The following is a 22738-nucleotide window of genomic DNA, read 5'->3' on the forward strand; positions in this document are numbered from 1 at the left end:
GAGACCGACGATTCCCAAAAAGGACAACCGAAGCGTCAGTCAGTGGGCGAGTCAGGACCTCAGGCGATGCCATGGCCAATCCTCACTGTCAGTGGACATGACGCGATTGCAGCCCAGAGGGAAGATCGCAACTACCTGGTTGCAGCGGTCCAGGGAGCGTGGCGGGCGGCGATGGACTGATGCCGGTCACCTGTCTCCAGTCAGGCCAGCGTTCCGGCAGGCGTCCGGGGCGCACCATGGAAGACCTGTCGGGCGTGCCACTCGCGATGCCGGTCGGCGACGGATGGAACGCCCAACTGCGGGCCTATTACCGGCTGCCCTGCCAGCGCGAGCACGTGCTGCCGGCTCGCCTCGCTACGGCCGACGAAGCGCTGCGAGACGAGGATGCGGTGCCCCTTGCCCAGGCCCAGGATGCCCTTGTCGAAGAGTTTGTGGTGCAACGAGCAGAGGCACAGGCCGTTGTCGACCTCGTCCGGCCCGTCGTAGGACCACCACCGCACGTGCGCGGCCTCCAGCCCGACGCTGCTGGCGCCGAGCATCCCGTCGTAGCCGCAGAAGGCGCACTGGAACTCGTATGCCGTCAGGACCAGCTCGCGCATCCGGCGGTCCCGCTGCCGTCGTGCAGCGGTCTCCGCTTCACCCAGTAGGCCGGCCACGGGCGCGGTCTCGGCCAGCTCCAGGTCGAGACCGACGGCCTTGCAGAGATCGGTGTGCAGCGACGGCGGGAAGTTGACGTCCAGCAATACTCGGGCCAGCCGCCCAAGCAACGAAGGTTCCCTGGTGAGCGCTGTCCGCAACTCCGGAACGAGCCTGCCGGTGGCACCACTGGACCGGAGGAGCCGGATACCGGTTCCCGGACTTCCCGGCCCGTGGTCGGTCCGAACCTCCCATACACCGTCATTGACCAGATAGTGAAAGGGGTACGCGGGCGTCGTGGGATTCGGCGGCCCGTATTCGACCAGCAGCCGCTTCAGCTCCTCCTCGACCACGCTGTAACGCAGTTCGCTGTCGGTGTCCTGCTGGAAGCTGCCGAGGGCGTACAACAGCAACAGCGGCTTGTGTGGCGCGCGGACCTCGTTGTTCGTCCACTGCCGCAGCTTCGTCACCCGATCCAGCCAATCCATGACCGTCAGCGTAGTTCGTGGCGCCGACGCCAACTCCGTTCTGGCGTCCAGCATCTGCACTCAACGAGGGTGATCGGTAGTCGAGTCGAACCTTCAGGTTCGAACCGTCCGGGCACCTGGATCAGCAGCGAGGCACCCCGTTCTCCAAGTAGGAGGTTGCAGCGGGGGATCGTGCGTCAATCGCGGCGTGGACCCGCCGGGCCAGGCGAGGGATGAGGAGCTCGTCGATCTGGTCGGCGGCGTGGAAGGCGTACTCGCCGATCTCCACTCCGTCCAGGTTGATCTGAGCGCGCTCCTCTGCGGGGAGGACGCCGCCATCGAAGACGAAGAGCAGCTTGTCGCCCTCGGTCGGGTGGGGCGCCCAGTCCGCGACGAGGAGGCGGCCGATGGACGGGGTGATACCGAGCTCCTCCTTGACCTCGCGGGCCGCGCCCTCGCTCGGGGTCTCACCGGGGTGGAGGTAGCCGCCCGGGATCTCCCATCCCGGCTTGTAGGTGGGCTTCACCAGGAGCACGCGGTCAGCTTCGTCGAAGAACAGCACGCCGGCGGCGGTGCGCGGCTGGGCAACGGCCTCGGGTGCGTCGGAGTCGCTCATGACCATGACTGTAGCCGTCCTCGCCGGACTACCCCACGATGCGCAGCCGCTGGGCCACGCCCGCGAGCTGGTGGCTCGGCTTGCCGCGCTGCTGCCGGACCCAGGTGGTCACCAGGTGCCGGGGGATGAAGTGGTAGCGGACTTGTTCCGGGGCCAGTTCCTCGGCGTCCAGTACCAGGGCGAGGGCCTCGTCCGTCCGGTTCTGCGCGCTGTAGGCGCGGGCCACTTCGAGGGTGTGCCGGACACGCCGCTCGAGCGGCAGGGTGGAGGAGTCCACGCGCGGCCCCTGGTCCGCAGCGACCTGGACATCGCCCAGTTCCATGGCCGTAGAGATGCGGTGGATGGCGACGTTGGTCGGCCCGAAGGCCGTCCACATGTGGTTGGCGTCGTGGCCCAGGCGCTGTGCGGCCTGGTCCGCCTCGGCGAGGAACGCGCTCACCGTGGCCCGGTCGTCGAGCCGGGCGGCGGTCACCGCGCCGACGAGGAAGAGGGTCCCGTAGATCGACAGGTACGTCGGCGAGGCGTCCGCAAGGCCACTCTCCAGATAGCCCGCTGAGTCCGCCACCAGGTCCCGCGCTGCGGTGAGGCGGCCGCTGGAGAGGAGGCAGTGGGAGACCGATCGGAACAGGGAGCCGGTGACGACGAGGTCGCCCGACTCCTGCGCGGCAGTAAGACCGCGGTCGGCGGCCATCCAGGCGAGATCGGCTTCCCCTATCTTCGTCAGCACCATGGCCGCGCCCTGGTACGCCATCGCGAGCAGGGCCTTGGCCTTCAGCTGGTTCTCGCCGTCGTAGGCACGGACAGCGCGCTGGGCGTCGGCGAGGATCTCTGGGATGAGACGGGTGGCCCTCGCGTACCGGGCGTCCTGGTAGGCCGACCAGGCGGAACCGACCTCCGCTCGCAGGATCTCCAGGTCGGGTGGCGGATCCGTCGACTCGGACGCCAGTAACGGCGACATGTGCTTGTAGTCCGTGAGTGCTTCGCGCAGTTTCGGCACCGCGCCGCCCCGGCCGTCGGTACTCCAGTCGATGAGGGACGGCTCGACCAGCAGGTCGCCCAGTTGTACGTCGAGCGCAGCCGCCAGCGCTTTGATCACCGAGAGGCGGTCGAGTTCGATGCGGCCGTTCTCGACCTTGCTCAGCCAGTCGGCGGTCCGCCCGACGAGGCCGGCCAGTACCTCCTGCGGTATGCCTCGGCGGCGGCGGTACCAGGCGACGCGCTCCCCGATGCTCAGCGTCTCGGTCATTCCTCGCATGCCCCCAGCCTGGCGCTGCTTGGTTTCCTTACCCCGGAAGAATTTTCCGGGTTCCGCTGCATCCATCCTCCTAGCGTTCTGACGTGCCATCAAGCAGCGCTGATGAGCCGCCTGTTACGAGATGAGGAGGGGCACATGGCGATGGAACGTCGCGGCCGACAGGCCATTGCACCCGCCACGGAGGAGGCGGTCACGCTCCTCCCGGACTCTGAGCGTCCTCACAGCCATCGGGCACTGGGCAGCCTCGTCCTGGGCGACAGCAGTGTGCCCGCGCGAAGCACACGGATCGAAGAAGTCCGGTGCGTCTCGGTACAGATGAGGTTCGTCCTGTCCGCCCGTTCCGTGCCCTTGATCCGGACGTCGGTGAGGCGGATCGCGGACGCCTGGGGATTCAACGCCTTGCTGATCGACGATGCCGAGCTGATTGCTTCCGAGCTCTCGGCCAACGTCGTGTTGCACAGTGCCGCGGCCGACTGCGCTTGCTTCGACGTTCGCCTCGCTCCTTGCCCCTGCGGGCTGAGGATCGAGGTCTCGGACGGAAGCCCGCAGCTGCCCAGTCTTGAACATTCCAAGTCGACCTCGGAGCACGGCCGTGGGCTGTTCCTGGTCGAGGCGGTGTGCCAGCGCTGGGGCGTCGAGGAGGGTGGCGGCGGCAAGGTCGTCTGGGCCGAAGTCGGAGCAGATGCGGCGTGAACGCCCACCAGGCACCGCCGGCCCGACACCGGGGCGCGCACCACGACCCGCTGGGCGCCGCGCTCGCCTGGCTCTGGGCACTCGGCCACCTGATCGTTCTGACGCTCCTCGGAGTCACCGCACAACACCAGCTCAGCGCTGATCACTCCGGCCTCGCCCTGGCGGCCGACTACGAGCCCGATCGCGAGCCACTGCGTGAGCCCGCGGTCGAAACCGGGACCTGACAACGACGCCAGGCCCCGGCCATCGCGCACCACTGATCAGAAGGGAGCACAGCCATGACGTCCACCAGCGTTCGCCTGGAGGCGCCGCAGCCTCCGCCGCCACCTCCCCCGCCGCCGCCGGCACCGCCGACCCCGCAGCCGCCCTACCCGGGCCGCTAGGCGGAAGACCGGTGCGGGCCTGCCGGACGGAACCCGGCAGGCCCGCACCGGTCGATCCTCCCAGACGGCGTTGGGGAGGACGGCGTGTCCAGCACGGCGCACAGGCAGACGACTCATCCCAGGCTGGGTCCAGACACCGACGGAGAACGGATCATGACGGTAGTCCTTGGAGACTCATCAACAGCAGCACTCACCCTCCCGCACGTCGAGCGCTTGGCGGACCGCTTCTGCGTGCCGGTCGAGGACGCACTGCTCATGGCGATCAACCTGTTCGGCATCTCCTCCGTCCACGCCCGCCACCGGGCCCGGGTCGCAGTGCGCATGGCCACACGGCCCGAGATCTCGTGGATGGTGATCGTCCCGCTCAACGCCGAGGCGTCACCGTTCAGGCTGGAGGGCGACGACCTCATGCTGGCCGGCAGCCCGATCGCCACCGTCGAGCGGGTCGCCGCCGACGAGGCGGTCGGCGGGTACTTCCGGGATGACGGTCGCGCCGCCACGCTCAACCCCAACGCCCGCAGCCGCTGCGTGGGGTGCGCGTTCTGCCCGAACACGCTGGAGGCGGCAGCAGACCCCCGGCTCGCCGAGGAACGGGAGCTGACCGAGTTGCTCGCCGCCATGGTCGAACAGCACCCTCACCGGGACCTGACCGAACTGCGCGAGGTCACCGTGTCGACCGGCTGTTTCGAGCGCGAGCGGGCTGCCGTTGACCATCTGATCGGACTGCGTCAGGTGCTCAGCGCTCACGGAATCGGCGCCCGGATCGGCTTCCTCACTTCGGTGATCCGGAGCACCGGCGCTTTCGAAGAACTGGCCCAGCGCGTGGCGCCGTTCGTGCTCCGGCTGACCGCCGAGTGCTTCAGCCGGCGGGACCTGCTGCTCAAGGCCAGCAAGGCGGTGCTGACGGCCGAGGAGATGCCCGAGGTCCTCCGGCGGGCGATGGCGGCCGGTCATGCCACGTCGTTCACCTACATAGTCGGTCTGGACAGCCTCGCGGAACTCAGCGACGGGGTGTCCAAGTTGATGCCGTTCGTCACCGAGTTCCCGAACTTCCAGGTCTATCAGGCGCACAACTCGATCATGGCTGGCCTGCGGGCCGGTGGGTCGGACTCACTGGAGTTCTACCTCCGAGCGCGTCGCGAGATCGAGCGGATCGTGAGCCCGACGGGGCTCCGTCCGGCAGCCTGGGAGTGCTACCGGCCGCTGTGGTACTTCACCTTCGACGGCGAGAGCCTGGTGCCCCCGTGCTGAGCCGGGCTGATGTGCTTTGGAGGGCCGCCGTGTACGTGTCGGTGGTGCTCCTGCACCTCGACGAGAACGTGCTCCTGGCGGAGCCCTTGCGAGCCCACCACATCAAGCGCCGACCGGCGGGCCACTGGGGAACGGTGCCGGGGACCGCGTGGGCCCTTGCCCACACGGCGCTCGCAGCGGGGGAGGCGGCTTCCGGCCGGACCCTCGTCCCCGTGCTCGGTGCCGGCCATGCGGGTGTGGTGCAGCTGGCCTTCGCGTGGTTGTCGGGAGAGCTCGGCTCGGTACGTCCGCAGTACTCCCGGGATGCTGCGGGCCTGGCGCGTTTGGCCCACGACTTTCCGGAGGTGGATGGCCTCGGGTCGGAGGTTCACCCTCTGCTCGCAGCGGGGACGGCTCCCGGGGGCTGTCTCGGTGGTGCCTTGGCGTTCGGCCACGGGTTCGCACTGGACGCGCCTGACCGGGTCGTTCTCCCGATCATCGGGGACGGCGAGTGCGAAACGCCCACCACGGCGGCCTCCTGGCTCGCGGCACGGGCGTTGCCCGCGAGTGCGGTGGTCCCGATCGTCCACGTCAACGGCTTCCGCATGGGCGACCGGTCCCTGCTGGGAGCGATGACGGACGGGGAACTCGCCGGATACGCGGCCGGGCTGGGCTGGCAGAGCCGCGTGGTGCACGTGTCCGCTGCCTCGCGCGAGGAGCACGAGAGCTTCCGGCAGGCCCTCCTGGAGTCCGTGGGCCAGGTCGTGGGCGGTGTGCGTACGGCCGTCTTCCTGCGATGCGTGAAAGGCTGGAGCGGGCCGGAGCAGATCGAGGGCCGGTCCTTGGTCGGCACACCCGGCACCCACAAGACACCGCTGGGCCTGGCGCGCGAAGACGGCGGCCAGCGAGAGCTTCTGGAGCAGTGGCTCGCCTCGTACCGGCCGGCGGAGTTGTTCGACACCGACGGACGCCCGACCGGAGAGCTGGCTGGCGCGCTCGAAACGGCAGGCTGGCACCCGGCGGCCCCGCTCTCCCGGTTGACCGCGGTCCAGCCCGGGTCCCGTCGGACTTGGCCCGGCGGCGACTTCGGGCACGCCGTGGGCCAGGTGCTTCGGAGCCATGCCGCTGCAGGGGATTTCCGTCTCTTCAGCCCCGATGAGCTCGCCTCGAACCGCCTCGGTGCGCTTCAGGACGAGTCGTGGGTGTCCGAGGTCCTGGCGGAGGAGGTCCTGCTGGGGTGGCTGTGCGGCTGGCTCGCCGGTGGCCGACGCGGTGTCCTGGTGTCCTACGAGGCTTTCGCGCCGCTCCTGACCTCCGGAGTCGTCGGTCACCTGAAGCACCGTCGGCTCACCGCCGGAGCCCCCGCACCGAGCCTCAACCTGCTGCTGACCTCGTACGGGTGGCACAACGTCTACACGCACGGCGATCCTTCTCTGGCGACTGCCCTGCTGGCGACATGCGATCCGGCCGTGCGGGTGCTGACGCCGGCGGATCCCGCGCGGGCGGCCGTCGTCCTGGACGAGGCACTGGCGTCGACTGGCGGCGTCAACGTGGTAATCGCAGGCAAGCACGCGACGGTACGGCAGCCGGACGAGACCATCGAGCAGGAACTGGCACGGGGCTTGGCAGTCTGGCCCCACCTGAGCGATGAGGGCGAGCCCGAACTCACCATCCTGGTTGCAGGCGATCTTCCTGCGGAGGTCACCACAGCGGCGGTTCCCGTGATCCGGGCCCAGTTGGGCTGCCGGATTCGCGTCGTAGGCGTGCTGGACCTGACGGTCCTCGGAGATCCGCAGGTCTGGCCAAGGGGCCTGTCGGCGGCCGAGACAGTGACGTACCTCGGCGAGAACGCTGCGGTCCTCGTGGCCACGCTGGGCCACCCGGCTGCCGTCTGGGGACTTCTCACCGGACGGCTCGGCCGTCCCGTCGAAGTCATCGGCTGGCGCGAGCCCCCCGGGCCGATGTCCCAGGCAGCACTCGCTGGTGAACTCGGCCTCGACCCGGCCGGTCTGCTCCAGGCCGCCCGCAAGCTGACCGCCTCGCAGGAGGTGGCGTTCTGATGGACGTCACCATCGACAAGGTCGAGACGATGCTGGTCGGAGCAGGCGCCGCTGCCGGGGACGACACCGTCTTCGTCACCGTGCACGGCGGCGGCCGGACAGGTTGGTACGGCCCGGTCAGCGAGCCCGTCGGCCGCGCTGTCGACGCGCTGTCCTACGCTGCGATCGGTCACCTCGTGACCGACCACGACGGCCACCGAGCCCGACTGCAGGTCGCGGCCGGCGGACTGGTCGGCAGTGTGGCCGAGTGGGCCGTCGGAGCAGTGGACTGTGCTCTGTGGGATCTTCACGGACGTCTGGCCGATCGGCCGGTAGCCGACCTGTTGGCCCCGCCAGCGAGCCGCTCGTCCGTACCGGCGTACGCCTCGTGGCTCCGCGTTGATCTCAGCGGCCCTCCCGCGCCGGGTGTCCCGACCCAAGTCGCTGATGAAGGCTGGGCCTTCACCAAGTGGGGTCTCCGGCGCCGACCGGATGCCACCACCGCCACCGAAGCGAGTCACCTTCTCCAGTCCGTGGACCGGGCAGCCGAGATCCTCGGCAAGGGCTTCGCCGTCGACGCGGTCGGAACGTGGAGTCCCGAGCTCGCTACTGCGTTCGCGAAGCGATTCGACAACCCGGCACTCACCTGGCTGGAAGACCCCTTGCCGGAGCACTACCTGCGGATCTACCACCGCCTTGCCAACGCCGGCCTGCCCGTGGCCGTAGGGGAGCGACTGCGGCCGGACGAAGACCTGCCCATGCTGTTCGACCAGGTGAGACCGAAGGCGCTCACCATCGACGTCGTCGGGTGTGGCGGGCTCACCCGAGCCGTCGAGATCACCGCGGCGGCTCGCAAGGTCGGCGTTCCCGTCTACCCCCACGGCCGTTCGATGGTGCCGGGAATCCACTTGGCGGCGGCCTTCCCCGACGCCGTGCCCGCCGTCGAGTACCGCCGTCAGTGGGAGCCCCGCCGCCAGACCCTCTACGCCGAACCCTGGACACCCGACCACGGCCATCTCCCCTCGCCCCGAACCCCCGGCCTCGGTACCCAACCACGGAGACCCCAATGACCCGGAGCAGCGAGAGCCTTCCCGTCCGCGGCACGACCCGGCACGACGAACAGGGCCCCCTCCTCGTACTCGACCACCGCCTCGACGGCCACGACACCTTCCTGTCCGGCGAACTCGACCTCGGCGATGGGCGCGCGCCAGTGCGCATCATCAGCCTCGACGACGTCACCGTCCTGCGGCCGATGCATCCGGTGGCGGTGCCGGCGCCCGTCTGGTCGGGCACGCTTCACCTGCCGCACGGACTGCGTCCGCGCACCATCCCGACGGACCTCGCGGAGGCGGCCCAGAGGCACGGACGCAACCTGGACGCGCTCGACCAGGCGGAGATGCGGTACGCGCTCACCTTCCTCGGTGAGGCCACGACGGAGTCGATCCGTACTGCGCGCATCGAGGCGATCGTCTCCGCCTTGCCCGTCACCGGATTGGAGGCCGCCTGATGGCGCCTGTCCGATCGCTGATCAGCCTCGACATCGGAGGCACGCTGGGGAACGCGCAGGGACCGGGTCTCGCCGCCCACCTGGCTGCCGCCTCGCCGCTCGGCCCGCAGCAAGCCCGACGCATCATGCGCGACGTCCTGCACACCGCGCCCGAGATCACCGATGCGGTGGTCGACCGGGTGTGCCGTGCCCTGAGCATCGAGCCGTCGGCCTTCCCCCGAGACCTTCCGGTGGCCCCGCTCGTGCTGTTCCCGGGGACGGTCGACGCGCTGCAGGAACTCAGCCGGGAGGCGACCCTCGTGACGCTGTCCAACGTCACGTGCACGGAGGCCGACCCCGAGCGACTCCTCAAGCTCCTGTCCCCATGGGTCAGCGGCCACTTCCCCTCGTGCCGTACCGGCTACGCCAAACCGGACCGCCGCGCCTTCTGGGCGGTCGCCGACTCGCACCAGGTGTCGCCCTCGCAGATGATCCACGTCGGCGACGACTGGGAGTGCGACGTCCGGGGAGCCATGGCCGCGGGACTGCGCGCCGTGTGGGTGTCCCACGGGCGTACGGTTCCTGACGAATCATCACTCGTTGGACACGGCGTGCTGGTGGCCAACGACCTCGCTGATGCTGTGCAGCACGTACGTCATCTACTCGCACGGAGGCTTCCATGAGCTTGTTCACCGGCACCGTCGGCTACTACCGCCAGTACCGCCCGGGCATCCCGGAGGAGGTCGCCACCGTCCTCGACCAGGCCGCTCCGAAGAGCAGCCCTCGCCGACTCCTGGACGTCGGCACCGGTACCGGCCTGGTCGCCGAGGCCCTGCTGGACCGGTTCGACGACATCATCGCGATCGACAACGACAGCGAGATGCTCGCGGCGGCGGAGTCGGCTCTCCGCGCCGCACTGCCGGACGGGACTGCCCTGGCACTCGTCGAGTCCACGGCCGAGGACTTCACGCCTCCGGCGGGCTGGCTCGCCGACCTCGTCACGATCTGCCGGGCCTTCCACTGGCTCGACCAGGCCACCGTCCTCGCGCTCCTCGACAACCAGGTCGCGCCGGACGGCGCGGTCGCGATCTTCGGGGACAACAGCTTCTGGGCGGCGGACAGCCCCTGGAAGCAGTCCGTGCGTGCCGTCGTCCAGGAGTTCCTCGGGGAGGAGCGCCGGGCCGGCAGCAGCACCTTCAAGCACCACAACCGGCCCTACAGCGAAATCATGGAGGAATCCCCGTTCAACCAGGTCGAAGAGATCCGGGTGCCGGTCCAGCGCACCTGGACCACCGATGGCATCCTCGGCTACCTCTACTCGACCAGCTTCGCCGCACCCCATCTCTTCGGCGATCGACTCGCCGAGTTCGAGACCGCCGTCCGGGCCGTCCTCGCCGAGCACAGCAGCGACGACACCTTCCTCGAGGACAACGAGTTCCTCATCCGGATCGGCCGCCGGAGCAAGACATGACGCCAGCCGCAGCAACGGCTCGGCAGTACGGTCGGCTTGCCGCCCCGGACGTCGCTGCCGAGCTCGGTGCCGGATCGGTGCTGTGCCTGCCGATCGGCTCCGTCGAACAGCACGGCCCCCACCTGCCGTTGAACACGGACACGGTCATCGCGGAGCAGTTCACCACCCGACTGGTCGAGCGCTACGGTGACCACCACGACCTGTGGGCGCTGCCCGCGATCCCGTACGGCCTGTCGCTGGAGCACATCTGGGCGCCCGGGACGGTCTCGCTGCGGGTGGCGAGCTTCATGTCCCTGCTCGACGCGGTGGTCGGCGGCTACGTCCGATCCACCCCGGCCCGGGGTCTTCTCATCGTCAACGGCCACGGTGGCAACCGCGGCGTGCTGGAGGCCGCACTCTACGAGTTGCAGGACCGGTACGGGCTCGCCGCCTGTGTGATCCACCCGAGTTCGCTGTCGGCCTTCCGAGCCGAGGGCGAGCTGCCGGAGATCCACGCCGGCCACCGCGAGACCTCGCTCATGCTCGCCCTCGCCCCCGAGGACGTCCATCTCGACCGTCTCCCCGTGAACTTCAGTGCCGACGGAGAGCGGCGCGGGGAGATCGACCGTCGGGTACTCGACCGTGGGGCGACGTGGCCGTGGAACTCCGGCGACAGCGCCATCGCGGCCTGCGGGGTGATCGGTGGCGACCCGCGAGCAGCGTCCCCCGACATCGGCCACGCGATCGTCGAGAGCGCCCTGGACTCGGCTGCCGGAGTCCTCACCCAGCTTCTCCCTCACCGCCCGGAGCGGCCCGCCTTCGTCAGGAGTTCCCATGGCCCTCACCCCTGCTGAGAAGAGCGCCTTCATACGTGATGGCCTGCTCATCAAGCGCGGCGCCGTTGGCTCCGATCTCGTCGCGCGCGCTCGCGCGCTCGTCGACGACTGGCTCCGAGAGTCGATGGACCCTGCCCTCATCCACTCCTACACCCAGCGCACCTTCGCCCCTGAACTCGGCGGCCACCCCGATCTGCTGGGCCTCTTTTCCAGCTCCGGGGCAGCCGCTCTCGCTGGTGCGCTGCTCGGAGACTTCCAGCCCGTCTCAACCACGCAGATCCAGGTCCGCATCCCCGAGTCGCAGCTCCCCCAGTCGCAACCCGAGAAGGCGATGCACGTCGACGGCGTCGCCTGCCCCCACCTCGATCCGGACGAACTGCGGACCTTCTCGCTCCTCGTCGGCGTGGTGCTCTCGGACATCACGGACCCGACCGGCGGAGCGTTGCGCTACCAGTCCGGCGGACACCTGACCATGTCCGAGTGGTTCCGCGACCAGTGGTCCCTCCGTATCACCGACCAGGTCCCCCCGGACGTCGACGCCCGGACCGGCACGCCGTTCCTCGGGGCACCCGGAGACGTCCTGCTCATGCACCACCTCGTGCCGCACGCCGTGGGCCGCAATCTCAGCCGCGAACCCCGGATCATGGCGTACTTCCGCGTGTCGCACGTCGCCCATGCCGAACACCGACTCCAGTCACTGCGGGACCCATGGCTGGACTACCCGGGTCTCGCCGGGCTGCACCAGGCCGAGGCGTCCTCGTAGGAACCTCCCGCAGTCCCCTCGTGCCGGCCGGCCGCTGGAAGCACTACTGCCGAGCCAGACCTGATCCAACTCGCCGATCTTGAAAGCGGAGTGTTCATGCAGCAGATCCCAACCGACCAGCTCGACCGAGCCGCCAGCGCCCTCGAAGCCGGCGAGCTGGTCATCGTCCCCACCTCGCGCTGGTACATGATCTGTGCCGACGCCACCAACGCGCCCGCCTGCCGGAGCATCTTCGAAGGCAAGCGGCGGCCCACCGCCAAGTCCCTCGTCCTCGTCACCCCGTCCCTGGCGGACTGCGAACAACGCTTCGTGATCTCCGACGAGGCCCGCAGGCTGGCGGAGGCATTCTGGCCGGGCGATCTGGCCCTCCTCCTGCCGTGGCGTGACGCCGACGAGGGTGCTCGGCACTCTGCCGTCGGTACTCCCGCCCTCGTCACCAACTCCCCGGGCCCACTCGGGATGCTGGCCTCGCTGACCCGCACGCCCATCGCCGCGACCACTGTCAACATCTCCGGGGATGCGGGCATCGACGCGCGCGGGCCGGCGATCTCGCCCGAGGAGGTCGCCGACTTCCTGAGCCTCACGGGCGTCAAAGCGACCGTGATCCTGGACGGCGGTGTCTGCCCGGCCGCCAACCACCTGACGATCATCGACTGCTCGACCGCTGACGCACGCCTTGTCCGGGCCGGACTCGTTCACGAACGCGCGGTCGAAGCGGTACTCGGACGCGAGATTCTTTCCTGAACGGAGCCATCGATGCTCCGAGCTCGGCGCCACCTCTCGCGGAAGGAGTAAGCGTGACGCAGACGTCCGACGGGGTGCCCGGTATCGCCGCTGCGATTGTGGTTCACAAGGGCCGCGTGCTGATGGTGCGGCGCCTGGTCAGCGAGGGGGAGCTGTCCTGGCAGTTCCCGGCCGGCAAGATCGAGGCCGGGGAGACGCCGTTGCAGGCCGCCGTCCGTGAGACCCGGGAGGAAACCGGCCTGAACGTGGCAGCCGTCAGGCTCCTGGGCGAGCGTGTCCACCCGAAGACCGGGCGGCGGCTGTTCTACGTAGCCTGCGCGGCCCAGACCGGAGAGGCGCAGGTTGCGGCTCCCGACGAAGTAGCCGAGGTCGCCTGGGTCTCTCCTGCTGAGATCCCCGCGTACGTGCCCTACGGGATCTTCGAGCCCGTGCAGGCATACCTGGACGGCGCGTCCCTCGGTTAATCGCGCCGCCGGACATGCTTGCCGCGGGGTCGCCACCGATTCGGTAGCGACCCCGCACCCGGCCTCCTCGTTCCAGATCGCTCCGGCCATCATCCCGTCGAAGGCGAGGGCTCTCATGGCGGTGTCGAAGTCGTCCCATTCGTGCTCGGGTTCGACGTAGTGCCGGTCGAAGTCGGCGCGGGTGAGGTCGGGCTCGGGCCATTCGTGGGCGCAGCGGCAGCGGACGAAGATCTGGTCGTGGACGGCGAGGAGGAGCCAGTCGCGGCGGGCGCCGCAGCCGGTGCAGGTGATGGTGATGCCGCGCGGGTTGAGCTCGGCGGGGTGCGGGACGGCGCGGATGACGGCACGCGCGGGTTCGGGGGCGGGGTTGTAGAAGTCGTGGTCGTAGTCGGTCATGCGGTCCCTTCGGGTCGGCAGCGGGGCAGCAAGGGACCATACGACGTGCGCTGCCGGAATGGATCCCTCCCAGCGAGAAGGACATCGAATCGACACCGTCGCCTTGCTGCAGGGTAGTTGTGGCGCTCCGGCCGCCGGATTTCCGCAGGGAATCCCGGCGGTCTGCTTCGGCTGGTCTTGGCTTTCGGCAGCGGCTGACGGGTGACGGGTGACGTCCATGCTGGGCAGGATCGGTGGCTGGTGGGCGGGGGCGGAGGCTCCGCACCCGCCCACCTGGGTGGTCAGCGCGTTCGGCGCACCTGGTCGGGTGCGACCGGCGTCGGCGGTGTGATGGCCGGGGTAGCCGGCGTGCTGGTGGTGCGGCTGGTGGTGCGGGTGCGGGCTGCCCTGGTGCGCAGTTCGTCGGGGGTGGCGGCCGGTGCGGGGGCGGGGAGGTTGGCGTCGCGGCGGATGCGCCAGGTGAGGACGGCTGCGGGTGAGTCGGCGGTGGCGAGTTCGCGGCGCCCGGCGGCGTTGGTGAGCAGGGTGGCCGGGTTGTGGCCGGCGGCTTCGGCCTGGGCGAGGGTGGTGGCGAGGGCTGCCCAGTTCTCCTCGGCGAGGAGGCGGGTGGCCTGGTCGGCGGGCAGGGTGCGGCGGACGGCGTCGGCCTGCCGGTCGTGGTCGGGCTTGGGGAGGCGGTGGCCTTCGAGGGTGAGGTGGGCGATCGGCTTGGCCGCGTGCCGGGTGTAGGCGGCGCGCAGGTGGTCGGCCGCCGTGCGGGCGGCGTCGGCCTGGTGGCGGTGGCCTTGGGCGGCGTGCCACTTGGCGATCACGATGGCGAGCAGGACGAGGCTGGCCAGGGCCGTGGCGGCGGCCGTGCCGTCCTCGCCCCGGCCGGTGGCGGGCCCGGCGTAGAGGAGTTCGCGGGCGGCGGAGCGCATCGCGCGCAGGTCGGTGCCGGCGGCGCGGTTGTGGGCGGTGCGGGTGTACTCCAAGGCCCGTGCGGCCTGGTGGAGTTCCTTCCTGCTGAGGGTCGGGCTGGTGGCGGCGAGCGTGTCGAGGACTTCGAGGCCGCCTCGGATCACCGCCTCCGCGCGCGCGGCGTCCTGGTCGTCCTCGAAGGCCGGGTAGGCGCGTTCGATGGTGGTGCTGGCCCGGTGGCGGCCGTCAGCGGGCCAGGTGCGGGGGTCGGGCGTGGGGAAGGCGGGTTCGTCGACGCCGAGGGCGAAGCGGGCCTGGATCTTCGGCTGGGTGAGGTCGGAGGCGAGCTTGCTGCCGGAGAACCAGATCGGCGCGCTCTCGTCGCCGGTGGGGAGGGCGAACTTGTAGCCGGTCACGTCGCCGGACGGTGCGCGGCGCGCGGCGAGGAGCACGCCCTTGGCAGCGAGCCGGGCGGTGAACTCCTCCTCGTCCGCAGCCCCGGCCAGGGCCTGGCGTACGGCGGTGCGCAGGCGGTCGCGGTCGGTGCCCTCCTGGCCGAGGCGCTGGGCCTTGTGCAACTCCGCGCCCTTGGCGCGCTTGGGGATCGCGTCCCGGTACTCGCGGGTGCGGGTGTCGGAGAGGTCCTTGAGCTTGTACTCGCGTTCGATCTTCGTGAGTTCGGTCTCGACGCGGTACTGGTCACCGCGCAGGCGGGCCTGCGTGAGGTCCGCCCGGACGACGGTCGCGAGGATGTGGATGTGGTCGTCGGCGTGGCGCACGGCGATCCAGCGGCAGCCGTTCGGGTCGCCGTCCGGTGCGATCCCGGAGGCGGCCACGATCCGGCGGGCGATGGTGCCCCACTCCTCGTCGCTGAGGATGCGGTCGGTCGGGTCCGCCCGCACGGGCCGGTGGTAGACGTGCTGGGTGACCGGCTTGCCGTAGCGGACGACGTGCAGGTCGAGCGCGTCGCGGAGCTGGACCAGGGTGGCATCTGGGTCGCCCGGGTCGCGGCCGGGGTCTGGAGCGAAGCCGCCCCAGGACGCGACGATGTGCGCATCGGTGTGCTCGTTGGCCTTGCCTGGACCGAAGAGGTACTTGAGCGCGCCGTGCGTCTTGGACCCGCGTATGGGCTTGCTGATCATCGGCGCTTCGCCTTCGCCAGGCGCATGGCGGAAGCGTCGACCTCCGCGACGGCCGCCCGGACCTCGGCGACCAGGGCCAGGGCCCCGTCGAGGACGGCTGCCGCAGGTCCCGGTTCGACGCCGATGCCGGCGTTGAGCCGGTAGGCGATCTGGTTGGCGTTGTTGCCGACCGGCGCCAGCTGGCCGCGTGCCGCGTCGAGCGCCACGATGGCCCGCTCCAACTGCTCGTCGCGGGTGGTGATGCCGGCGAAGTCGTCGGCCAGCGCCTTGCGCTCCAGATAGGCGGCAACGTTCAATTCGGCTGCGGCGGCCAGCTGCTCGATACGCGCCTTCTGGGCTTCGGTGCAGCGGAAGCCGACCTTCTTCGGCAAGGGGTTATCGGGGTCACGGCGGCGACGCTTCGGGGCGCGCTGTGCGCGGCGGGCGGTGCTCGCGGAAGAGCTGGCAACGGGGAGCGTCAGCACGTCGGCGGTGGGCTCGGACGGCGTGTTGGTGGGCTTCTCCTGCTTCGCCGCGCCCTCGCGGTGAAGCTCCGGTGCTGCCGCCCTCGGCAGCACCGGCCCGTCCACGCCCTCCTGGGCGGGGACGTCCGCGTACGTGGCCCCGTAGGGGCCCCGTACGCACTCGCTTGCTCCGCCAGGGGCAGGGAGGCGGTCAACTCCGGTGCGGTCCTGGGAGCTTACAGGCTTCCCGAGCAGGCTGTGCAGGGTTCGTCGGACGGCGTTCACGCGTGTCGTTCCTCGGTGGCGGCTGGCGATTCGGGCTGGTGGGAGTGCGGGTGGGCAGTGTCCGGGTGGTTGCCGGTTTGGCCGCGCCGGAGTTCGCAGGTATGGGCGACGTGTCAGGCGCGGCCTTCCCGGGACCGGACGCCGCGTGGGACTGGTGTCCGCGGTGCGAGTCGAGTCCGGCCGGGTGCAGTGACCGGGCGGCGGTGGCCTTCTGCCGAGTGCGGCGGTGGGTCGGCAGAAGTCGGTGTCCGGCTGACCGACCGGGCCGGTCAGCCGGACACCAGGGCCGGTCAGTCGGCCTCAAGGTGCGGAGGGTTCTGTTCGTCGGCTTGCTCCTCGCGGAGCTTGCGCATCAGCTCGGTGAGGCGGGTACTGCCGAGCGGAAGGCCGGCGTCGCGCACGGCCTGTTCGACGATCGCGCGGGTGAGACGGCCCTCGGCGGCGACCGCCGCGCGGCCCACCTCCAGCAGCCGCTCCATCGGCGCGCCCGGTGGACGCCCGATCGGCTTGTTCTCCGCCCCGGCGGCACCTTCGGCGGCCTCGGTCTGGGGGTCCGGGGCATCGGCCGGTCGGTCGTCGGCTTCTGCCGGTTCGGGGTCGGGCAGCGCGTCGCGCCACTCGGCGGGCAGAAGTCCGGCGGCGGACAGGAGTGTCAGGAGCGCGTTTTCGTCGCTGCGGTCCTCCGCCCGTTCCAGCCGGAACTCCGGTACAGGGTTGGCGGTCACCGGCTCGGCAGAAGCCTCGGTGCGCGGAAGGGCCTTCTGCTCACCGGTGGCGGTTGCGGTGTCGTGGCCGTGGCGGGCGATCAGGATGTAGAGGTGGACGGCGCCGCCGAGGGCGAGCGGGGCGAGGGTGGACAGGACACCGACGACCGTGTCGGTGAGCCTCAGCCCGCTGCCGGTGGTGGGCAGTTCGTTGAGGCGGACAGCGTGCAGGGCGTTGGCCCAGACGCTGGTGGCGGTCGCTCCGGCGAAGAGCGTCCAGGCGTAGGCGCGGGCGGGCCAGCGGGCGTCGCGCAGGACGAGCAGGGCTCGGACGCCGTAGGCGATGAAGCCGTCGATGATGATCGGGAACAGGTAGGTGAGCGGTCCGCGCACGTGGGTCGCGCCGGCCATCTGCCGCAGCGCGTCGTAGGACAGGACGAAGCCGAGGACGCCGAGCAAACCGACGGCGAGGCGGTCCCAGAGGGTGACCCGGGCGGACGGGGTGTGGGCAGGGGGTATCGCGATGGCGGTCAAGAGTGGTGCTCCAGGGGCGGCCTCGCCGCAGGCGGGCGTGGCGAAGCGGCGAGGCGGTGGTGGGGTGAAGTTCGGGGAGGCCGGCGCACCGGCCGGGGTGCGCTGGCGGCAGCGGCGCCGGTCAGGCGGCAGTTCGCCTGCGGCGGTCGGTGCCGGTGAGGATGGCGCGTTCGCACATATCCGCCAGGCGGGAGGCAGTGCGGTCGCCGAGGGCGTTCTTGATCTCGCCGGGCGCCAGGTTAATGGTGAAGATCGTCGGGAGCAGGTGCTCGTAGCGGTGGTCGACCAGCCGCAGGGTGAGCTCCTCGGTCCACTCGGACGCCTTGGCAGCGCCGAGGTCGTCGAGGACCAGCAGCGAGCAGGTCATCAGATCGCGCATCTCCCGCTCGGTGTCGGTGCCATGGCGGGGCCGCTGGGAGGCGTACAGCTCGGTGGCGGTGAGCTTGGTCCAGCGCAGACGCACACCGGCCTTCAGCAGGCTGCGGATCGCCCCGTACGCCTGGTGGGTCTTGCCCGAGCCGGTGGGTCCGGCGATCAGGAGCGAGGGCCCCTGGGCGATGCCCGGGGTGCCGCCGGGGCCGGGTCGGCAGGCCAGGGTGACCTGCTGGACCCAGGTGGTGACCTCCGGGTGGTCGGCAACGGCCAGGCGGTAGCGCGGCGGGATGCGGCGGTCGGCGAGCTCCAACGCGGTGGAGGGCTGGTCGGTGTCGGGCAGCGGCCGGTCGGGGTCGATGCCCTTGGCGGCCAGCATTCGCTCCAGGCGCAGGACGGCGCCGGAGGCCGGCTGCGGCTCGCGACGCTCGCCGGTGCGGCGGGGGCTGGGCAGGCTGGTCACAGGTCCCCCTCGTAGTAGTCGCGGGCGTCGGCCGGGTTGGCGAAGGGCCGGTACGGCGCGCGGGCAGCGCTCTGCCCGGCGCGGGCAGGCCCGGCGGGCTGGGCGTTGATCGCCTCGTGGACCATGCTCGGCAGCACGCTCGGGCTCATCGGCTTCGCCGCGTACAGCCGCAGCCCGGCGCGGATGTCGTCGTCGCCGGTGCCGCCGTCGATCAGGTCCTTGATGACCTTGCCGAGGTGCCCGCGCACGTTGGCCGGTACCGGCTTCGGGCAGGTGGCGACGTACTCGGCCACCAGGTCGCCCGCGTTCACCGACGCCTTGCCGGCGGGCGTGCCGACCAGGACCGGGCCGTTCCGGTCGGGTGCTGCCGACGAGGGTGCCGGGGTGGGCGCGGCGCCGCCGCCCCCTTCAGGGGTAGATCCATGGTCCAAGGTCCATGGTCCAGACACGACGTTCTCCGGAGCCCTCCGGAGGGACTCCGGAGAAGCCGCCTGACCTGCACTTTCGCTCGGATCTGCCGCATCGGGCACCGGCAGGGCCGCTGCGGGGGTGGGATCGGGGTCGGCGGAGAAGGGCCGCTGGGCGGGGACGGTCTCCGCGAGGGCCGGGAGCGGTTCCGGAAGGCTCCGGAAACTCTCCGGAGCCGGTCGCGCGCAGCCCTGGCCCTTGGCCTTGCACTTGCCGCACCAGCCCGCGGGCTCGTGGACGGGGCAGGCGGGCAGGCGCGAAGGGGTGGGGTGGGAGATCTTCTGGTGCTCGTGCCACTTGGTGACGTGCAGGTACTGGCGGCCGTCGCAGCCGGTGTACCGGCAGATGAGGCTGGTCTCGGCGAGTTGGCGAAGCTCGTCCTCGGTGTCGAGCGCGGTGTGCTCGGACCGCAGCGACCACAGGGCGCCGTTGAGGACGGCCGCGTTGTCGCGGTGGCGTCCCTCGTCGTCGGCCTGGGTGAGCAGGCAGACGAACGTGCGCTCGGCGGTCAGGGAGACCGAGGCGAGGTCTTCCGAGACGGGGTACTCGGGCTTGATGGTGCGGATGCGCGCCATGGCCTACCACCCCGCCTTCGGGGAGAAGGCGTGCGAGACAAGGCGTGCACTGGCGGCACGCGGCGTCGTACGCTGGGGCACGGAGATTCCTTCCCCGGTGACATTTCGGACGGCAATCCGGTCACCGCGGTCGATCGTCGTGGATGGGCGGTTAGGGGATCCGTGGAGGCCCTCGGTGTTGGTAGCACCGAGGGCCTCGGTGTTGGTGGGCGGCCCCTTCGGTGAGGCCGCAGCAGATCTGGTCAACTGCCAGCCGTGCAGAGGATGTTGAAGCGACCGTCCGCTTGGCGGCGCGAGCTCGACACTATGTCGAGCCCCCTCGAAGATCCAACGCGAAGTGGCCCCATCCGCTCACGGCAGACAGGGCGGTCCGCCCGGTGTCGCGAGGCTGGTCGACACGGTCTCCCGGCAGCGCTTGGGCGCGAGCCCGCTCGGCTACGCGCTGGCGCGACGGAAGGCGCCACCGCGCGAAGGTCTGGGGAACTCGGCTTCGGCTTGCAACACAGCAGGCCGGTCTTCCTGTGTAGTCATGGGCTCACCTCGTCCGGCAGGTCGGGAAGTCGGTGCCCCAATCCCTACCACGGACTTGCGGCGACACACAATCGGAGCTAATTTTGCATCCATGACACAGACCGACTGGCCGTCCAAGGTGACAGCCCGCGTCGCCGACGCTCTTCGAGCTCGGCGCAAGGAGCTCGGCCTGAGCGCCCAGGACGTCACCGACGCTTGCGCCGCGCTCGGGTACCCGATCCCGCGCACCGTGATCGCCAACCTCGAGAGCGGCCGGCGGGCCAGTGTCGATGTTGCCGAGCTCCTCGTCCTTGCAGAGGTCCTCGGAGTGCCCCCGATCACCATGCTCTTCCCTCTCGGTACCGCCCCCACCATCGAGGTGCTGCCGGGGCGGGAAGTGTCGATGTGGGACGCGGTGGCCTGGGTGACTGGTGAGTCGCGGGAGGAGGCGATGAAGGCGCCCACGCAGACCGTGCTCAACATGTTCCGCGAGCACGGCATCCTCGTCTCGGTCGCGATGCTTAGCCGCGAGCTGGGCGAGGAGAAGCGCCGCGAGGCAGCCCTGGCCAGAGATCCCGAGCACCGAGCGAAGTTCCTCGACATGGTCGCCGAGCTCGACAGGATTCACGCACGAGACATCCAGTCCCTCCGCAACTGGCGTGCTCGCATGCGCGAACTGGAGGTCGTGCCCCCCGCGCTGCCTGATGAATTCGCCTACCTGGAGTCCTCGGAGACCGCCCAGTAACGAGCCCGTTCCGGGCCGACCGCCCGAGCACCCCTCGGCCGTCGCCGTGCCATTTGGTGCGGCCGGAATCCAGAGCTACTGTCACACCCCACTGCGGCTACCAACCGCGTGAAACGCCCATCCACGACGATCAACCACGGTGCCGGGTTGCCGCCCACCAACCACCGGGGAAGGAACCGCGTGCTGTCCACGCGTCGCCATGCCGTCGGCCAGACTGCCACTGGCCCCGCGCAGGCCGAGGTCATCCTCGGCCGTCCCGCCGTACCTGCCATGCCCGCCGCGAGCGCGGCCCACAGACCGATCTGACGGTCCATCCACGCTGTCGCCGGTGACCACGTCCCGGTGCCGCCTTCGGGCCGACAGCTTCTTCCCAGTCACCCGCCGCCCCGCACCGGGGCCGGTCGGGACTTCTCTCCTGTTCCCGGCAGAGGCGTCCAGTCGCCAAACTTTCGCCCCTGCCGGGCCAGAGCCCTCCGCACCTGGGCGCTCGCGCGCCCGCCAACTGAAGGGTCCTGTCCCTAGCATGGCACTCTCGATCGTTGCTTCGCCGAAGGTCCCGGCGCCGCCGTCGCTCACCTCCGCCGAAGCCGCCGGCTCGCTCGGCGGTCCGGTCCTCGCCTCGGCACCCGTCGCCGCTACGGCCGGCGCGGCCGACCCCATGGCCCCGCACGAGCAGCTCCTGCTGACCATCCCGGACGTCATGGCCCAGCTCCAGCTCGGCCGCTCCACCGTCTACGACCTCATCCGCACCCGTCGCCTGCCCTCGGTGACCATCGGCCGTTCCCGCCGCGTCCCGGCCGCCGCCGTCCGGACGTTCGTCGCCGAGCTCGCGGAGGTGGCAGCCTGATGGCCAAGCGCAACCCCAACGGCGCGGGCAGCATCACCCTGCGCAAGGACGGCCGCTACCACGGCCGCGCCTACGTGATCACCACCTCCGGCCTCCGCAAGCGGGTCTCCATCTACGGCAAGACCTGGGACGAGGTCCACAACGCCCTCGTCGAGCTGCAGGCCGACGCCATCAACGGCATCCCGCTGCCCGACACCGACTCCAACGTCGGCCAGTACCTCAACTACTGGCTCGCGGAGGAGGTCCTGCCCAACCGACGGCCCAAGACCTACCAGGGCTACGAGAGCGTGGCCCGCGTCCACCTCATACCCGGCCTCGGCACCAAGCGACTGCGCGACCTGCGGGCCCAGGAGGTCCGCGTCTGGCTGAACCGGGTGCGCGCCGAGTGCCAGTGCTGCAAGGGCGGCTGGGACGCGCAGCGGCCCAAGCCGATCTGCTGTGCAGCAGGCGAGTGCTGCAAGCGGCTGCTGTCCGCGCGGATGATCCAGTCCGTGCACGCCGTGCTCCGCAACGCGCTGGAGCACGCCGTCCGAGAGGAGCTGATCCACAAGAACGTGGCCAAGCTCGTGAAGGTCCCCGCGCCCGACTACCGGATCGGCAAGGGCCTGACCACCGCTCAGGCCAAGCTCGTCCTCAAGGAGCTGAGCGGCCACCGCCTGCACACCCTGTACGTGCTCGCACTGATGCTCGGCATGCGCCGGGGCGAGCTGCTCGGCCTTCGCTGGAGCTCCGTCGACCTGGAGCGCGGCACCCTCACGGTGAGCACCAACCTCCAGCGGGTCGAGGGTGAGCTGCGACTCGTCCTGCCCAAGACGCTGTCCTCCGAGCGCACCCTGCCGCTGCCCGCGCCGGTCCTCGCCGCCCTGGTGGACCACCGGGAGCGTCAGGCCGTCGAGCGCGCCGCCGCCGGCATGGACTGGCAGGAGAACGACCTCGTCTTCCCGTCCCGGATCGGCACCCCGTACGAGCCGGACAACCTGCGCCGCAGCTGGCACGCGGTCCGCGGTCGCCTCGGCCTGGACGACCTCCGCTTCCACGACCTCCGCCACACCTGCATCACCCTGCTGCTCGACCTCGGCGTGCCCCCGCACATCGTCCGGGAGATCGCCGGTCACAGCGACGTCGGCGTGACCATGAAGGTCTACGCGCACGCCTCCCTGGCCGAGCGCCTCAAGGCTTTGAGCCGCCTCGGGGAGGCGCTCTCCTAGCCTCGCGCTCTGGCTCATCAGTTCGTTCGGTGCCCGGCAAGACCCAGGTCTTGCCGGGCACCGGTGTCCTACGTGGTTGGTAGC

24 protein-coding genes are annotated in these 22738 nt (G+C 70.5%); 16 read left to right on the forward strand and 8 right to left on the reverse strand.

Annotation, left to right across the window (positions count from 1 at the left end; all coding sequences use genetic code 11):
• The coding region (locus AB0N04_RS34145; protein WP_360220377.1) for a hypothetical protein at positions 1–180 on the forward strand (180 nt) is incomplete at its 5' end.
• A 20-nt stretch (positions 181–200) separates the two neighbouring features.
• Here AB0N04_RS34145 and AB0N04_RS34150 read toward each other — a convergent pair.
• The 3 genes from AB0N04_RS34150 to AB0N04_RS34160 form a co-directional block, all read right to left on the reverse strand.
• Complete coding sequence (locus AB0N04_RS34150; protein ID WP_360220465.1) at positions 201–1124, reverse strand: phosphorothioated DNA-binding restriction endonuclease; 924 nt, start codon at positions 1122–1124, stop codon at positions 201–203.
• Between the two features lie 121 nt (positions 1125–1245).
• Positions 1246–1719: an NUDIX hydrolase gene (locus AB0N04_RS34155; protein ID WP_360220380.1), complete on the reverse strand. Its 474-nt coding sequence runs from the start codon at positions 1717–1719 to the stop codon at positions 1246–1248.
• A 28-nt stretch (positions 1720–1747) separates the two neighbouring features.
• Complete coding sequence (locus AB0N04_RS34160) at positions 1748–2974, reverse strand: helix-turn-helix transcriptional regulator (RefSeq protein WP_360220383.1); 1227 nt, start codon at positions 2972–2974, stop codon at positions 1748–1750.
• Between the two features lie 135 nt (positions 2975–3109).
• Here AB0N04_RS34160 and AB0N04_RS34165 point away from each other — a divergent pair, with 135 nt between their 5' ends.
• The 12 genes from AB0N04_RS34165 to AB0N04_RS34220 all read left to right on the forward strand — a co-directional run bounded on the left by AB0N04_RS34165 (position 3110) and on the right by AB0N04_RS34220 (position 13062).
• Positions 3110–3667, forward strand: coding sequence for an ATP-binding protein (locus AB0N04_RS34165; protein ID WP_360220386.1), 558 nt, complete (start codon positions 3110–3112; stop codon positions 3665–3667).
• Positions 3664–3891: a hypothetical protein gene (locus AB0N04_RS34170; RefSeq protein WP_360220389.1), complete on the forward strand. Its 228-nt coding sequence runs from the start codon at positions 3664–3666 to the stop codon at positions 3889–3891. Before AB0N04_RS34165 ends, AB0N04_RS34170 begins: the two co-directional genes overlap by 4 nt.
• Before the next feature lie 414 nt (positions 3892–4305).
• Positions 4306–5301 (forward strand): hypothetical protein, encoded by a 996-nt coding sequence (locus AB0N04_RS34175; RefSeq protein WP_360220392.1) that lies wholly within the window; start codon positions 4306–4308, stop codon positions 5299–5301.
• Between the two features lie 29 nt (positions 5302–5330).
• Positions 5331–7340, forward strand: coding sequence for a hypothetical protein (locus AB0N04_RS34180; RefSeq protein ID WP_360220395.1), 2010 nt, complete (start codon positions 5331–5333; stop codon positions 7338–7340).
• Entirely contained in the window at positions 7340–8389 is a 1050-nt protein-coding gene (locus tag AB0N04_RS34185) for an enolase C-terminal domain-like protein (protein WP_360220398.1), read from the forward strand. The genes AB0N04_RS34180 and AB0N04_RS34185 overlap by 1 nt, the downstream gene beginning before the upstream one ends.
• Positions 8386–8826, forward strand: coding sequence for a hypothetical protein (locus AB0N04_RS34190; protein ID WP_360220401.1), 441 nt, complete (start codon positions 8386–8388; stop codon positions 8824–8826). Before AB0N04_RS34185 ends, AB0N04_RS34190 begins: the two co-directional genes overlap by 4 nt.
• A complete protein-coding gene (locus AB0N04_RS34195) occupies positions 8826–9488 on the forward strand; it encodes an HAD family hydrolase (RefSeq protein WP_360220403.1) in 663 nt (220 codons plus the stop codon). The genes AB0N04_RS34190 and AB0N04_RS34195 overlap by 1 nt, the downstream gene beginning before the upstream one ends.
• Positions 9485–10276, forward strand: coding sequence for a class I SAM-dependent methyltransferase (locus AB0N04_RS34200; RefSeq protein ID WP_360220405.1), 792 nt, complete (start codon positions 9485–9487; stop codon positions 10274–10276). Before AB0N04_RS34195 ends, AB0N04_RS34200 begins: the two co-directional genes overlap by 4 nt.
• Complete coding sequence (locus AB0N04_RS34205; protein ID WP_360220408.1) at positions 10273–11109, forward strand: creatininase family protein; 837 nt, start codon at positions 10273–10275, stop codon at positions 11107–11109. The genes AB0N04_RS34200 and AB0N04_RS34205 overlap by 4 nt, the downstream gene beginning before the upstream one ends.
• Positions 11090–11854, forward strand: coding sequence for a phytanoyl-CoA dioxygenase family protein (locus tag AB0N04_RS34210; protein WP_360220411.1), 765 nt, complete (start codon positions 11090–11092; stop codon positions 11852–11854). The genes AB0N04_RS34205 and AB0N04_RS34210 overlap by 20 nt, the downstream gene beginning before the upstream one ends.
• Before the next feature lie 96 nt (positions 11855–11950).
• The gene (locus tag AB0N04_RS34215; protein ID WP_360220413.1) at positions 11951–12598 is read left to right on the forward strand and encodes a Sua5/YciO/YrdC/YwlC family protein; all 648 of its coding nucleotides are present in this window, start codon (positions 11951–11953) and stop codon (positions 12596–12598) included.
• 53 nt (positions 12599–12651) lie between these two features.
• A complete protein-coding gene (locus AB0N04_RS34220; protein ID WP_360220416.1) occupies positions 12652–13062 on the forward strand; it encodes an NUDIX hydrolase in 411 nt (136 codons plus the stop codon).
• Between the two features lie 677 nt (positions 13063–13739).
• Here AB0N04_RS34220 and AB0N04_RS34225 read toward each other — a convergent pair.
• From AB0N04_RS34225 to AB0N04_RS34245, 5 genes are all read right to left on the reverse strand, one after another.
• Positions 13740–15500 carry a relaxase/mobilization nuclease domain-containing protein gene (locus AB0N04_RS34225; protein WP_360220419.1) on the reverse strand — a complete coding sequence of 587 codons (1761 nt, stop codon included), beginning with the start codon at positions 15498–15500 and terminating at the stop codon, positions 13740–13742.
• Positions 15497–16069 carry a hypothetical protein gene (locus tag AB0N04_RS34230; protein ID WP_360220422.1) on the reverse strand — a complete coding sequence of 191 codons (573 nt, stop codon included), beginning with the start codon at positions 16067–16069 and terminating at the stop codon, positions 15497–15499. The genes AB0N04_RS34225 and AB0N04_RS34230 overlap by 4 nt, the downstream gene beginning before the upstream one ends.
• A 449-nt stretch (positions 16070–16518) precedes the next feature.
• Complete coding sequence (locus AB0N04_RS34235; RefSeq protein WP_360220425.1) at positions 16519–17466, reverse strand: DUF2637 domain-containing protein; 948 nt, start codon at positions 17464–17466, stop codon at positions 16519–16521.
• A gap of 121 nt (positions 17467–17587) precedes the next feature.
• On the reverse strand, positions 17588–18217 hold the full coding sequence (locus AB0N04_RS34240; RefSeq protein WP_360220468.1) for an ATP-binding protein: 630 nt from the start codon (positions 18215–18217) through the stop codon (positions 17588–17590).
• An 80-nt stretch (positions 18218–18297) separates the two neighbouring features.
• Positions 18298–19344, reverse strand: coding sequence for a hypothetical protein (locus tag AB0N04_RS34245; protein ID WP_360220428.1), 1047 nt, complete (start codon positions 19342–19344; stop codon positions 18298–18300).
• A 622-nt stretch (positions 19345–19966) separates the two neighbouring features.
• On the opposite strand from AB0N04_RS34245, the gene AB0N04_RS34250 reads away from it, so the two are divergent.
• The 3 genes from AB0N04_RS34250 (at position 19967) to AB0N04_RS34260 (ending at position 22654) form a co-directional block, all read left to right on the forward strand.
• Positions 19967–20599, forward strand: a complete 633-nt coding sequence (locus AB0N04_RS34250; protein WP_037600953.1) for a helix-turn-helix transcriptional regulator — start codon at positions 19967–19969, stop codon at positions 20597–20599.
• A 658-nt stretch (positions 20600–21257) separates the two neighbouring features.
• Positions 21258–21446, forward strand: coding sequence for a helix-turn-helix domain-containing protein (locus AB0N04_RS34255; RefSeq protein WP_030459204.1), 189 nt, complete (start codon positions 21258–21260; stop codon positions 21444–21446).
• Positions 21446–22654: a site-specific integrase gene (locus AB0N04_RS34260; RefSeq protein ID WP_360220431.1), complete on the forward strand. Its 1209-nt coding sequence runs from the start codon at positions 21446–21448 to the stop codon at positions 22652–22654. The genes AB0N04_RS34255 and AB0N04_RS34260 overlap by 1 nt, the downstream gene beginning before the upstream one ends.
• Positions 22655–22738: the final 84 nt, after the last annotated feature.

This window comes from Kitasatospora sp. NPDC051702, assembly GCF_040681575.1.
GTDB lineage: Bacteria > Actinomycetota > Actinomycetes > Streptomycetales > Streptomycetaceae > Kitasatospora.

Excerpts from the sequence above, each read along its gene's own strand:
- AB0N04_RS34190 (WP_360220401.1), top strand. The coding sequence starts at position 8,386 with ATGACCCGGAGCAGCGAGAGCCTTCCCGTCCGCGGCACGACCCGGCAC.
- AB0N04_RS34255 (WP_030459204.1), top strand. The coding sequence starts at position 21,258 with ATGGCCCCGCACGAGCAGCTCCTGCTGACCATCCCGGACGTCATGGCC.
- AB0N04_RS34150 (WP_360220465.1), bottom strand. The coding sequence starts at position 1,124 with ATGGATTGGCTGGATCGGGTGACGAAGCTGCGGCAGTGGACGAACAAC.
- AB0N04_RS34215 (WP_360220413.1), top strand. The coding sequence starts at position 11,951 with ATGCAGCAGATCCCAACCGACCAGCTCGACCGAGCCGCCAGCGCCCTC.
- AB0N04_RS34240 (WP_360220468.1), bottom strand. The coding sequence starts at position 18,217 with ATGCTGGCCGCCAAGGGCATCGACCCCGACCGGCCGCTGCCCGACACC.
- AB0N04_RS34160 (WP_360220383.1), bottom strand. The coding sequence starts at position 2,974 with ATGCGAGGAATGACCGAGACGCTGAGCATCGGGGAGCGCGTCGCCTGG.
- AB0N04_RS34155 (WP_360220380.1), bottom strand. The coding sequence starts at position 1,719 with ATGAGCGACTCCGACGCACCCGAGGCCGTTGCCCAGCCGCGCACCGCC.
- AB0N04_RS34175 (WP_360220392.1), top strand. The coding sequence starts at position 4,306 with ATGGCGATCAACCTGTTCGGCATCTCCTCCGTCCACGCCCGCCACCGG.
- AB0N04_RS34245 (WP_360220428.1), bottom strand. The coding sequence starts at position 19,344 with ATGGCGCGCATCCGCACCATCAAGCCCGAGTACCCCGTCTCGGAAGAC.
- AB0N04_RS34195 (WP_360220403.1), top strand. The coding sequence starts at position 8,826 with ATGGCGCCTGTCCGATCGCTGATCAGCCTCGACATCGGAGGCACGCTG.
- AB0N04_RS34225 (WP_360220419.1), bottom strand. The coding sequence starts at position 15,500 with ATGATCAGCAAGCCCATACGCGGGTCCAAGACGCACGGCGCGCTCAAG.
- AB0N04_RS34165 (WP_360220386.1), top strand. The coding sequence starts at position 3,110 with ATGGCGATGGAACGTCGCGGCCGACAGGCCATTGCACCCGCCACGGAG.
- AB0N04_RS34200 (WP_360220405.1), top strand. The coding sequence starts at position 9,485 with ATGAGCTTGTTCACCGGCACCGTCGGCTACTACCGCCAGTACCGCCCG.
- AB0N04_RS34185 (WP_360220398.1), top strand. The coding sequence starts at position 7,340 with ATGGACGTCACCATCGACAAGGTCGAGACGATGCTGGTCGGAGCAGGC.
- AB0N04_RS34260 (WP_360220431.1), top strand. The coding sequence starts at position 21,446 with ATGGCCAAGCGCAACCCCAACGGCGCGGGCAGCATCACCCTGCGCAAG.
- AB0N04_RS34210 (WP_360220411.1), top strand. The coding sequence starts at position 11,090 with ATGGCCCTCACCCCTGCTGAGAAGAGCGCCTTCATACGTGATGGCCTG.
- AB0N04_RS34205 (WP_360220408.1), top strand. The coding sequence starts at position 10,273 with ATGACGCCAGCCGCAGCAACGGCTCGGCAGTACGGTCGGCTTGCCGCC.
- AB0N04_RS34250 (WP_037600953.1), top strand. The coding sequence starts at position 19,967 with ATGACACAGACCGACTGGCCGTCCAAGGTGACAGCCCGCGTCGCCGAC.